This is a genomic window from Streptomyces spiramenti (assembly GCF_012034385.1).
Taxonomy (GTDB): Bacteria; Actinomycetota; Actinomycetes; order Streptomycetales; family Streptomycetaceae; genus Streptomyces; species Streptomyces spiramenti.
In genome coordinates this window covers 31,020-42,411 of sequence record NZ_JAAVJB010000020.1, presented here as the reverse complement: position 1 = coordinate 42,411, position 11,392 = coordinate 31,020, and the positions used below count along the sequence as shown (strand labels likewise).

The following is an 11,392-nucleotide window of genomic DNA, read 5'->3' as shown; positions in this document are numbered from 1 at the left end:
AGCCACGCGACGGTGGCGCGGCGCTCGGCCTGGAGGGCGCTGACGACCGCGGCGGGGGCGTTGGCGGCCTCGGCCGCGTCGGCGGCGGCCCGGGCCCCGGCGATCTCGTCCAGCGCGGCCCAGGCGGTGTGGCCCCAGAGCAGCAGCAGCGCTGCGAGAGGGGGGACCAGCAGGGCGAGCAGGTGGTTCCGCAGGGTCCGCGGTGGGGGCGGTGGCTTGTCGGTCATGGGGGTGTCGTGGCTCCCGTGCTCCGGTGGCGCGCTCGCCGGAGACTCGTCCGGCGCGTGAGGGCGGCGTGCCTGGTGGGCGCGTCGCCACGGACGCTAGCCGTGCGGCCGTACCGTTTCTGCAGCTGTTTGCAGCTGGCTGGAAACTGGCGCGGAGGCGGTTACCAATGACCGTTCGCGATCGCGCAACGAACTGTGCCGCGCAACATTGATCGAAGACGTCGTCCGTCGATCGCGGGAAGCAACGCCCCTCGCGCGGCTCCCACGGAGAGCCCGGGGCCTGCCGGCGGTCGCCACCGACGCGCCCCACCCGGCACGACGGGCCGAGGGGGCGCGACGGGTCACATCGTCAGTTCAGCTCCTTGCGGGAGACTCGGCGCAACCGCCGCCGCTGGGAGGGGTCGAGCGTCAGGTAGGCCACGGCGGGCACCCCGAACATCACCACGGCGGCGATCCAGAAGTTGGTCAGCCACCACAGCACCAGGCCCACCGCCACGCCACCGACGGCGATCTTCGCACCCTTGGACATATCGCTCTCCTCTCCCGGCGGGAGGCCCCCGCGCACTGTTGAGGACGTACTTCCCCGTACGCCGGTTGCCTACCGCCTCGTCTGCCCTCAAGCCTCCCACGTCAGCGGCGCGCGGCTCCGGCGGCGGTGGGGTACGGTCGGCCACCGTCCACCCCCGCCACCCGTGAGGAACCTCCCGGAGCCGTGTCCCCCTCCCCCTCGCCGCCCGCCGGGACCCCGCGCACGCGGCTGACTCCCGCGCAGGTCACCGCCCTCGCCGCGTGTTCCGCGGTGCCGCTGCCGGCCGATCCACCGCGGCTCTCCGAGGTCGCGTTCTGGCGCGCGGACGGCGCCCCGCCCCTCGCCGAGCCACCGGAGCGGGGCTTCGACCCCCTGCAGGTCGTGCTGCCGACCGCGGACGGGGACGTCGGCGTCCGCGAGGTCACGTCGCTGCGACTGCCGGTCGGCGAGGCCGTCCCGGTCCTCAGCCGGGCACGGGTCGCAGGCGACGGCACGGCCGCCTACTGGGGCCACGCGGTGCTGCTGGCGTTGCAGCTGGCGGCACGGGGCAGACTGCTGCCGGGGCTCACCGCGGGCGACCACGATGCGTGGCGGCTCGGCCCGCTGGAGGCCGAGGACGCCCGGCGGCTGGCGGAGCTGGCGGATGCCATGCCGCCGCAGGCGCACGCCGTGCCGCTGCCCGCCTCCGCCTCGGACGACGGTCCCCGCCTTCCCGAGCCGGCCGGGCTGCTGCGGGACTTCCTCACCGCCGTGGCGGACGGTCTGCCCCGCTCCCCCGCCGCGGTGCCGGCCGCGGGCGGCGCCGCGTTCGCCGCCGTGCGACCCCGGCGGCTGCCGTCCCACCGGGAGTGGTCGGAGGCCGTGGCCGCCGGCCACGACGCCGGAGTCCGGCTCTCGCTGCGCATGGAACCGGTCGGCCCCGAGGACGACCCCGCCGGGCGCCTCCACGCCGTCCTCCAGGCGCACAGCCTCGCGGACGCGGGCCTCGTGGCGGACGCGGCACGGCTGTGGGACCCGACCCCGCCGGCGGGGTTCGGCACCGCGGCCCGGCGCGAGGCCCTGCTGGCGCTCCGCCGGGCCGCCGCCGCTTGGCCGCCGCTCGACCCGCTCCTGCGGTCCGCCGTGCCCGACACGATGGAACTGTCCGAGGAGGAGACCGCGCAGCTGCTCGGCGCCCCGGCGACGGCGGCGCTCCGGGCGGCGGGTGTCGAGCTCCACTGGCCGCGGAGCATGGTCCGCAGGCTCATTGCCCACGCGGAGGTGGGGCCCGGGCCCCAGGAACGGGGCGGCCCGCCCTCCCTGCTGTCCCCCGACGCCCTGCTGCGGTTCGACTGGCGGTTCACGCTCGACGGTGAGCGGCTGAGCCGCGAGGAGTTGCACGGCCTGGCCGAGGCCGGCCGCCCCGCGGTCCGCCTGCGGGACCGCTGGGTGCTGGTCGACCCGGCCGACGTGCGGCGCGCACTGGACCGGCGGGACTCCGAGGTGGCGGTCCTCCCGGCGCTTCGGGCGGTGCTCAGCGGAAGCACCGGGGAGGCGGCGGACGCCGCCGAGGTGCGGGCAACCGGCTGGCTCGCGACGCTCCGCGACCGCCTCACCGATCCCGACCGCGCCCCGACCGCCCAGCTGCCGCAACCGGCCGGGCTGGAGGCGACCCTGCGCGGCTACCAGCGCGAGGGGGTCACCTGGCTGCACCGCCTGACCTCTCTGGGGCTGGGGTGCGTGCTCGCCGACGACATGGGGCTGGGAAAGACCCTGACCCTGATCGCGCTCCACCTCCACCGTGCGGCGGAGGGGGTTCCCCCGGGACCCACGCTGGTGGTGTGCCCGACGTCGCTGCTGGCCAACTGGGAGCGGGAGATCGGCAGGTTCGCCCCGGGAACGGTTGTGCGGCGCCACCACGGCTCCGCACGCGACCTGGCCGCGCTGCCGGAGGACGGTTTCGTGCTCACCACCTACGGCACCATGCGCCGGGACGCGCAGCGGCTGGCCGAGGTGCGGTGGGGGCTGCTGGTCGCCGACGAGGCGCAGCACGTGAAGAACCCGCGGGCCGCCACCGCGCGAGCGCTGCGCTCCGTCCCGGCCGCCGCCCGGGTGGCGCTGACCGGTACCCCGGTGGAGAACAACCTCACCGAGCTGTGGGCCCTGCTGGACTGGGCCACGCCGGGCCTGCTCGGCCCGCTGCCCGCGTTCCGCTCCCGATGGGCGGAGGCGGTGGAGAGCGGCGAGGACCCGGAGGCGGCGCGGCAGCTCGCGGCTCTCGTCGGCCCGTTCCTGCTCCGGCGGCGCAAGGCGGATCCCGGTATCGCGCCGGAGCTCCCGCCGAAGACCGAGACCGACCGGGTGGTGGCGCTCGGTCCGGAGCAGCTGGCCCTGTACGAGGCGGTGGTACGGGAGGGGCTGGACGCGGTCGCCGGCGCGGCCGGCACGGCGCGCCGCGGGCTGGTCGTGAAGCTGCTGACGGCTCTCAAGCAGATCTGCAACCATCCGGCGCAGTACCTCAAGGAGAGCGAACCGGTCCTTGTGGGCCGGTCGGGCAAGCTGGAGCTGCTGGACGAGCTGCTGGGGACGATCCGGGCCGAGGGCGGCTCGTCCCTGGTGTTCACGCAGTACGTCGCGATGGCGAGGCTGCTGGAGCGCCACCTCGAGGAGCGGGGGACGCCGACGCTGCTGCTGCACGGCGGGACACCTGTCCGACGCCGCGAGGAGCTGGTGCGTGAGTTCCAGGACGGCGCGGCCCCGGTGTTCCTGCTGTCGCTGAAGGCCGCGGGCACCGGTCTCAACCTGACGCGCGCCGAACACGTCGTGCACTTCGACCGGTGGTGGAACCCCGCGGTCGAGGAGCAGGCGACGGACCGCGCGTACCGCATCGGGCAGGACCGCCCGGTCCAGGTCCACCGGCTGATCGCGGAGGGGACGGTGGAGGACCGCATCGCGGCGCTGCTGCGCCGTAAACGGCGGCTGGCGGACTCGGTGCTGACCGGGGGTTCGGCGGCGCTGACGGAGCTGAGCGACGCAGAGCTGGCCGACCTGGTGCTGTTGCGGGGTGACGGCTCGTGAGTACGACCGGCGAGGACCCGGCGGCCGGCGGCGAGGAGGCGCGGGTGACGGAGCGCGTGGTGTCACCGCCGCCCGTTCCCCGGGGCCGAGCGCTCACGACGACCTGGTGGGGGCGGCGCTGGATCTCGGCGCTGGAGGACAGCGCGCTGGACTCCGGTCGGCTGCCGGTGGGCCGACGGTTGGTACGGGGCGGGGCGGTCGGCGCGGTGATGCTCCGGCCCGGCCGCGTCACCGCGGTGGTCTCCGGCAAGGACGGCACGGCGCACCGGTCGGACGTACTGCTGCGTACCTTCGGTCCGGCGGAGTGGCAACGGTTGCTGGACGCGGTCGCCACCGAGGCGGGGCACCTGGCAGCGCTGTTGGACGGGGAGATGCCGCCGGGGCTGGTGGCCGACGCCGAGGCGGCGGAGGTGGAGCTGCTGCCGGGCGTCGGTGACCTGGAGCCGGAGTGCGAGTGCGGCGCCTGGGACCACTGCGAGCACACCGCCGCGCTGGGGTACCAGGTGGGAAGGCTGCTGGACGTCGACCCGTTCCTGTTGCTGCTGCTGCGCGGCAGGGACGAGCGTGAGGTCGTGGCAGGGCTGCGTCCGGCGCCCTCGACGGGCGCGGCGGGCGGGCGGGACGGGGTGGACGCGAGGTCGGCGTACGCGGCGCCGCGGCTGCCGCTTCCGACGCTGCCGCCGTGGCCGTCCGTGCCGGGCGGCGCTCCTTCGCTCCCACCGGAGACGTCGGTGGAGGGTGTCGACGCCGTGGGACTGGCCTACCTGGCGGCGGTGGCGGCTCGTCGGGCTGCCAGAACGCTGGACGCCGAACTCGGCCGGGCGGCGCCGCACTCCGGTGCAGGGCACGGGGACGGCGAAGGAGCCGGTGGGCGGGGGTCGGACGCGGTACGGGTCGACCCGTTGTGGCAGGACGCGGCGGCTATGGCCGCGGCGGTCCCCCCGGGTCCCGTTGTCGGTGACCGTCTCGCCGCGGGCTGCGGGAGGACAGCGGCCGAACTGGCGATGGCCGCCGCGGCCTGGTCGGTCGGGGGCGCGGTGGCGCTGGCCGTGTCGGAGACCGGCCACGGGCGCCCGGCGGCGTGGTCGGGGCCCCGCTCGGAGCCTGCGCTCGCGGATGCGGCGGAGGCCTGGGAGGAGGCGGGCGGTCGACCGGTGCTGCGGCGGTCCGGGGTGGCGTGGACGGCCGTCGGCGAGGGGGCGCAGATCCGCTACGGGCCCGACGGCCGCTGGTGGCCGTTCGTTCGGCGCGGCGGTCGCTGGTGGCCGGCGGGAGGGGCCGAGCCCGGACCGGCCGCCGCGACGGCGGTTGCGCGCTCGGTCGCGGCAGAGGCGGCGCAGGACCGGTGAGCTCGGCGTTCGGCACAGCGGGGACGGGTGAGCCGGGGTGTCGGACGCCGACCCGGTACCCGGGGCCGGCCGGTGCGCGGTGCGGGTTCACGGGCCGTGGCACGGGTCGCGGCCGTCGGTGCCGTGTGAGGACGGCACCGACGGGCGCGGCGTTCGCGACGGGCCGCTCAGGCGAGCCCGGCGAAGACCGGCAGGTAGCCGCTCCCCTGACCGGCGGCGTTGGGGTGGTAGGAGTTGCCGATGGGGAAGGTGACGCTGTGGAGCCACGGGCTCGACGAGCAGATCTCGTGGCCGGTGAAGGCCCCGCGGACGTCGCCGTAGCTGAACCCGTGGTCGGCGGCGCGCTTGGCCGTCACGTCGCTGAGCGTGTCGGAGGTGGCGTTGATCGCCGCACGGGCCTGCTCGCTGAGGCCGACCGCGCAGGAGCCGTTGAGCTGGTACATGCGCGGGTAGCCGAGGACGACGACCCGGGCCTGGGGGGCGCGTGCGCTGATCTCGTTGTACACGGCGTCGAGCTGGGCGGGCAGGTTGTTGTTGATGTAGTTGTTGGCCTGGCCCATGCGATTGACGCAGGACGCGGTGGACTGGAGGACGCAGGTCTGCATCGCGTCCGCGAACCCTGCGTCGTTGCCGCCGATGCTGATGCTGACCAGCGTCGTCGAGGAGTTCAGGGGGCCGAGCTGCCCCGAGAGCACGTCGCCGGTGCGCGCACCGGAGCAGGCGGTGAAGTGGAAGGCCGACGGCCCGTTGGCGTCGGCCCAGCGCTGCGGGTACGCGTTGTTGCTGCGGCGGCAGTCACCGCTGGCCGAGTCGTAGTTTCCGGCACCGACGCCGGAGGAGTACGAGTCGCCGAGGGCGACGTACACCTCCGCCGCTTGGGCTTCCTGGGCGGACGCGGCTGTGGGGATCACTGACACGCCGAGGGCCAGCACCGCGGTGGCGGCACCGGCGAGAAGACGACGGAGCTTCATCAAGCCTCCTGAACAGGCTGTGTGTGGGGGTTACCTGCTGTGTTACCAGCTGGTAATTCATTTGAGAAGTGTCCATGCCAATTAATTCTGGCCAACACACTCTCAGGAACGACTCACAACCGGACAGGTGACGCATCGTTCGCTGCGGCAGTCGAGACACGGCGGGGCGCCGGCATCCCCGAAGGACACCGGCGCCCCGCTCCGGCTCGGACCGCGACCGGGTACCGTCGTCAGCGCTTGACGGCCAGTCCGCCGTACACCGCGACGCGGCCGTCGTCCTCGTCGGGTTCGCGCTCGGGCCGCCAGTGCGAGACCTGCACGACGCCCGGCTCCTCCAGCTCGAACCCCTCGAACAGCTCGACCACCTCGCCCCGGCTGCGCAACCGCAGGTTGGCCGTGGCCCGCGAGTAGACCTCGGCCCCGCGCTCGCCCACCTCCCGGGGGTGGAAGTCCGCGGTGGCGTGGGAGATCACCAGCCGGCTCCCCGGGGCCAGCCGATCGGTGAGGGCGCGCAGCAGTCCCTTCGGGTCCTCGGCGTCGTCGACGAAGTGCAGCACCGAGACCAGCAGCACCGCCACGGGCTCGTCGAAGTCGATCAGCCCGTTCAGCGCGTCACTTCCCACGATGGCCGCCGGGTCACGCAGGTCGGCGAGGAGGAAACCCGTGCCCGGGGTGGCGGTCAGCTTGGCGCCCGCGTAGACCGAGACGATCGGGTCGTTGTCCACGTACACGACGCGGGTCGCGGGATCGACCGCGTGCGCCGCCTCGTGGGTGTTGGGCGAGGTGGGTATCCCGGTACCCACGTCGAGGATCTGCCGGACGCCCGACCGGACGACGTCCCCGACGACCCGCTGGAGGAAGGCGCGGTTGGCGCGCGCGCTGCGGCGCACGTCGGGGGTGGCTGCCATCAGCTGCTCCGCCGCCGCGCGGTCCACCTCGTAGTTGTCCTGACCCCCCAGGTAGTAGTCGTACATCCGCGCCGGGTGCGGACGGCTGGTGTCGATGCTCTCGGCGGTGAGGCCCTGCTCGGTCACTGCTGCTCTCTCTCGTCTGGTGAGGTGCTGCGGGAGGGCGCGCGGCGGATCACGGCGCGCCCGCGGGCGGGTCAGACCAGCAGGAAGTCGGCGTCGCCCGACTTCACCCCGGCGATGAACCGTTCCATCTCGTGCGGCGTGTAGATGAGCGCCGGGCCCTCGGGATCGGTGGACTGCCGCAGCGCCACGCGGCCGTCCCGCAGCCGCATCGCCTCCACGCAGCTGCCGCCGTTCCCACCGCTCCAGGGCTTGTGCCAGCCCTCCGTCCCCAGCAGTGCGGCGGGCATCCCGTTGTAAATGCGATCCATGGTTCAGATCTCCTTGCGAAGTTCACCGAGTATCGACTCGGTTTGGTGCACTGGTGCGGCCTGGGCGCACATGCGGTCCAGGGCCTCCCGGAAGACCGACACGTCGTCGCGCTGGTCGAAGTAGGCGGCGCCGACCAGGCTCTCCGAGCAGGCGACGTCGGAGAGTTCGGGGACCGGGAACCGGAAGAGGTGGAAGGGGCCGTACATCGCGGGGTGCAGCCCCGCCCCGAACGGCATCACCTGGAGACGGACGCACGACCGGGACGAGGCCGCCACGAGGTGGTCGAGTTGGCGCCGCATCACCCCGGAGCCGGGGACGGTGCGCCGCAACACGGTCTCGTCGATCACTCCCCAGAACAGCGGAGGCGTCGCGCGTTCCAGCAGCTGCTGGCGGGCCAGCCGCAGCTCGACCAGCCGGTCGACCTCCGCCGCCGGTGCCTGCGGCAGCCCCGCCCGGAGCACCGCCCGGGCGTAGTCGGCGGTCTGCAGCAGCCCGGGGACGTAGTGCGGCTCGTAGGCGCGGATCTGCTCCGCCTCGCCCTCCAGGCTGACGAACGCGCTGAACCAGCCGGGGAGGACGTCGCGGTAGTTGTGCCACCAGCCGGGCCGGTTGGCCTCGCGCGCCAGGCGGACGAACCCGTCGATCTCCGCCGGGTCGCGCACCCCGTAGAGGCGCAGCAGCTTCTCCACGTACGGGACCTTGAGTCCCACCTGCGCCTTCTCCATGCGCCGGACGGTGGCGTGGGTGACGTCGAGGTTCCGTGCGGCCTCCTCGAACGTCATGCCCGCCTGTTCGCGCAGATCGGCCAGGCGCCGCCCGAGGACCACTCTGAGCGCCGTCGCAGCCCCCGCGGGCCGGCTGCCGGGCACTACCGTCGGTCCTCAACTGCCGTCATGCGTACAGAGCTTGCCATGCACGCGGGCAATCCGACAGGCCGTACCGGGCATTCTGCAAATGACAGACTGCCCCTTGCCGTATGTGATCCGAACAACCACAGTAGAACCGTGGCTTCCTCCTCCCACGCTCAGCCTCTGGAGCGCTCCGACACCGCCGCGCCGTGGAGCGCCCGCGCCCGCTTCCTCCTGCCGGCGGTCGAGACCGCCGTCGCCGAGGCGCGAAGACGGACCCGCAGCCAGCTCTGCGAGTGGCACACCCCGGAGGACACCAGCGACAACGCGCAACTGGTGGTCTCCGAACTCGTCACCAACGCCCTGCGGCACACCCCCAGCCGCTCCGTGGGCTGTGAGTTGCGGGTCAGCGGCACCCTGCTGCGGGTCGCCGTGCTCGGGGAGGGCGCCGGGCCCCGGCGTGGCCCGACCGTCGCCACCGACGAGGACGAGGGCGGCCGTGGACTGCTGCTGGTGGTGGCGCTCTCGCTGGGCTGGGGCGTGCGACCCGCCGACGCGGGTCGACGCCACGTGGTCTGGGCGGACCTGCCGTTGCTCCCCCGGTCGGGCTGAGGGCGTGCTTGAGACACCGCCCACGGGCGCGCGTCCGCCGGGCGCGCGGGCGCGGAGCTGAACCAGGGGTCGCACACCGACCCCGTCCGCGCCCCGTGTCGGATACCGTTGCAGTGGGTGAGGGCGGCCGGGCCGCGGACCGCGCTGCCGGTCACCGCCGCCGGAGCAGTAAGGAGACGGCAGCCGCGGAGTCCCGTTCCGCGTGCCGCACGAGGCCGAGGGAGGCAGGCCATGGGGACCGAGCCGCACGACCGTGACGAGCCCCAGCGCGACGACTGGGACGACCTGGTGCTGGACGAGAACTTCGTCCGTGGGGCAGAGGTGAACGAGCCCACCGCGCGGACCCGCATGCTGACCGAGCGCTGGAAGAACGAGGCGCCGGCACCGCAGCCCTGGCGTTCCGACGAGCCGCCCGCCGGGTGGATCCACAGCACCTCTCCGAAGCAGGAGAAGCGGGAGAAGCGGGAGAAGCGCAAGCGGCGCGGCGGGAAACTGCGCGGCCTGTTCAGGAGACGGAAGGACGACGGCACCGACGAAGCGCGGTGAGTGCCGGCGGTAAGCGCGGGGCCCGGGAGCATCGAGCTCCCGGGCCCTTCGTCCGTGCGGCGGATGGGTGGGCGGGACCGTGCCGCCCGCGTCCGTCCGGTACCCGGCGCGCTCCCTGGGGTGAGCGCCTGCTCGCGCTCCCGCGCGTCAACCGCACCAGGCGCCCCGGCCCGCGCGCCAGAGGCGCGCGATCTGTCGTGACTCGCTTCTCTTTCACCCCATCAGGGCAGACCTTCCGCCAGTGGTCACGCGGGGGCGCCTGGGCACCACATTCTTCGAGGTGTGAAACCCAGCCCGGCGCCCGTGTGGCGCGCCGGCCGCGTGCGCCTCGCCGTGGTACCGGCCGTTGTGATCGTCCTGTTCGCCTCCACGGCTCCGGCCGGCGCCGCCGTGCACACACCGCCGATCCCCACGCCACCGCCGTACGACCTCGGTGCCGTCGGCGAGGCGGGCGGCCTCGGCGACGCCGCGGTTCCCTTCCCTCCCTTCCTGGGCGACGCCTCCCGGGTGGAGATCGTCGGGCCCGGGGGCCGGGTCTCCGCCGGCTTGGTGCCCGGCGGCTTCGAGGGTCGTGTCGAGGGGCCGGGCGGCTGCGTCGCGGGGGCCGTCACGGCGGAGGGCGTGGTCGGCCGGATCGGCCCGTGCGTTCCCGACGCCCCTCACCCGCCTCCCCCGGCTCCCCCGCCGCCCGCCGAACAGCCCCCGGAGCCACCGGCGACCCCCGCGCCGGAGCCACCGGAGCCACCGGCGCCGCCCGGGCCCGCCCCGGAGGTCGCCGCCCCGGTCAGGACCGCCCCTGAGCCGCCGGTCCCCCCGGCGCCTCGGCCCGAGCCGCCCCGTGAGGCCGACCGACCCGCACCCCGCCCCGGCCCGGAGCCCGATCCGCCGCCTGCGGAGGTCTCGTTGGCCATGGCACCCCCGCGGCCCACGCCCGGTACCGCGCCCCGGGAGAGCGGCTCCCTGGTCGGTCGCACCCTGCTGCTCCTCGCCCCGGCCGTGCTGGCCGCCGCCGCGCTGCGCCCGCGCGGGGGCGGCCCGCGGTCGCCCCAGGCCTGACACCGCTGTTCGCCTGCTTGCCCCGAGAGGAAACCCACCGTGCCGACCTGGCTGATTCTGACCCTGTGCACCGCGGGAACCTGCGCGGTCGTCCTGATCGTCGCGACGCTGCGCCGTCGCGGCGAAGAGGGCGAGGACACCTCGCAGACGCCGGACGTCATCGAGTACATCACCATGATGATCGGCGTGGTCTACGCGATCGTCCTCGGCCTGGCGATGGCCGGGGTGTGGGAGGAACGCGCCGCCGCCGAGGACTGGATCCGTGCCGAGGCCCAGGCGCTCCGCGAGGTCAGCACCCGGGCGGAGGCGTACCCGTCGCCGGTGCGTGAGGAGATCCGCGACCAGGTGGACGGCTACGTCACCCACGTGCTGACGGTCGAATGGCCCCACATGGTGGAGAACGAGGAACTGACCGAGGAAGGGGACGCGCTCCTCGCCGAACTCCGGCGCACCATCACGCTGCACGAGCCGGCCACCACGCTGGAGGCCCACGGGTACCACGGGCTGATGGACCGGGCCGCCGCGGTGGACGAGGCCCGGACCGCCCGCGCCCAGGCGGCGGAGCCCACGATGCCGGGCGTGGTGTGGTTCGGCCTGGTGGCGGGCGGCGTGGTGGCGCTGGGCATGATCTTCACGCTACAGATCCAGCGCTCCAAGCGGGAGTTGCTGCTCGCCGGGCTCTTCAGCGCCTTGATCGCCTTCCTGCTGTTCCTCATCTGGCACTTCGACGCGCCGTTCGCACGCGGCATCACCCAACCGACGGAGGCCTTCGAGATCCTCTTCCCCGAACTGGCCTGAAACAGCGGCGCGGACGGGCGTGGTCCGGCCATCGGCGGGTACTGCGACGGATGTCA

12 protein-coding genes are annotated in these 11,392 nt (G+C 74.4%); 6 read left to right on the top strand and 6 right to left on the bottom strand.

Translation table 11 applies throughout. From position 1 onward, the window contains the following. Window positions 1–227, bottom strand: a 227-nt coding sequence (locus HCJ92_RS04875) for a hypothetical protein (protein ID WP_167932157.1), incomplete at its 3' end; no start/stop codon positions are given. Between the two features lie 349 nt (window positions 228–576). Further along, window positions 577–756 (bottom strand): hypothetical protein, encoded by a 180-nt coding sequence (locus HCJ92_RS04870; protein WP_167932156.1) that lies wholly within the window; start codon window positions 754–756, stop codon window positions 577–579. A 183-nt stretch (window positions 757–939) separates the two neighbouring features. Between HCJ92_RS04870 and HCJ92_RS04865 the strand changes: the two genes are divergently transcribed. Both HCJ92_RS04865 and HCJ92_RS04860 read left to right on the top strand, forming a co-directional pair. Further along, on the top strand, window positions 940–3,813 hold the full coding sequence (locus HCJ92_RS04865; protein ID WP_167932155.1) for an SNF2-related protein: 2,874 nt from the start codon (window positions 940–942) through the stop codon (window positions 3,811–3,813). Continuing rightward, complete coding sequence (locus tag HCJ92_RS04860; RefSeq protein WP_167932154.1) at window positions 3,810–5,162, top strand: SWIM zinc finger family protein; 1,353 nt, start codon at window positions 3,810–3,812, stop codon at window positions 5,160–5,162. The genes HCJ92_RS04865 and HCJ92_RS04860 overlap by 4 nt, the downstream gene beginning before the upstream one ends. Window positions 5,163–5,329: 167 nt before the next feature. Here HCJ92_RS04860 and HCJ92_RS04855 read toward each other — a convergent pair whose 3' ends face one another. From HCJ92_RS04855 to HCJ92_RS04840, 4 genes are all read right to left on the bottom strand, one after another. Further along, window positions 5,330–6,133, bottom strand: a complete 804-nt coding sequence (locus tag HCJ92_RS04855; protein WP_167932153.1) for an SGNH/GDSL hydrolase family protein — start codon at window positions 6,131–6,133, stop codon at window positions 5,330–5,332. Window positions 6,134–6,363: 230 nt separating this feature from the next. Further along, entirely contained in the window at window positions 6,364–7,167 is an 804-nt protein-coding gene (locus HCJ92_RS04850) for an SAM-dependent methyltransferase (protein ID WP_167932152.1), read from the bottom strand. Window positions 7,168–7,238: 71 nt separating this feature from the next. Next, complete coding sequence (locus HCJ92_RS04845) at window positions 7,239–7,475, bottom strand: DUF397 domain-containing protein (protein WP_167932151.1); 237 nt, start codon at window positions 7,473–7,475, stop codon at window positions 7,239–7,241. A 3-nt stretch (window positions 7,476–7,478) separates the two neighbouring features. Beyond that, window positions 7,479–8,345, bottom strand: coding sequence for a helix-turn-helix domain-containing protein (locus HCJ92_RS04840; protein WP_338054024.1), 867 nt, complete (start codon window positions 8,343–8,345; stop codon window positions 7,479–7,481). Between the two features lie 135 nt (window positions 8,346–8,480). On the opposite strand from HCJ92_RS04840, the gene HCJ92_RS04835 reads away from it, so the two are divergent. From HCJ92_RS04835 to HCJ92_RS04820, 4 genes are all read left to right on the top strand, one after another. After that, the gene (locus HCJ92_RS04835; protein WP_338054023.1) at window positions 8,481–8,936 is read left to right on the top strand and encodes an ATP-binding protein; all 456 of its coding nucleotides are present in this window, start codon (window positions 8,481–8,483) and stop codon (window positions 8,934–8,936) included. 231 nt (window positions 8,937–9,167) lie between these two features. Further along, window positions 9,168–9,482 carry an SGM_3592 family protein gene (locus tag HCJ92_RS04830; RefSeq protein WP_167932150.1) on the top strand — a complete coding sequence of 105 codons (315 nt, stop codon included), beginning with the start codon at window positions 9,168–9,170 and terminating at the stop codon, window positions 9,480–9,482. 282 nt (window positions 9,483–9,764) lie between these two features. After that, on the top strand, window positions 9,765–10,538 hold the full coding sequence (locus HCJ92_RS04825) for a hypothetical protein (protein WP_167932149.1): 774 nt from the start codon (window positions 9,765–9,767) through the stop codon (window positions 10,536–10,538). A gap of 39 nt (window positions 10,539–10,577) precedes the next feature. Then, a complete protein-coding gene (locus HCJ92_RS04820) occupies window positions 10,578–11,336 on the top strand; it encodes a bestrophin-like domain (protein WP_167932148.1) in 759 nt (252 codons plus the stop codon). Window positions 11,337–11,392 lie beyond the last annotated feature (56 nt).

Bases quoted from the DNA above. Each gene is read 5' to 3' on its own strand.
- HCJ92_RS04830 (WP_167932150.1), top strand. From the start codon at position 9,168: ATGGGGACCGAGCCGCACGACCGTGACGAGCCCCAGCGCGACGACTGG.
- HCJ92_RS04845 (WP_167932151.1), bottom strand. From the start codon at position 7,475: ATGGATCGCATTTACAACGGGATGCCCGCCGCACTGCTGGGGACGGAG.
- HCJ92_RS04855 (WP_167932153.1), bottom strand. From the start codon at position 6,133: ATGAAGCTCCGTCGTCTTCTCGCCGGTGCCGCCACCGCGGTGCTGGCC.
- HCJ92_RS04870 (WP_167932156.1), bottom strand. From the start codon at position 756: ATGTCCAAGGGTGCGAAGATCGCCGTCGGTGGCGTGGCGGTGGGCCTG.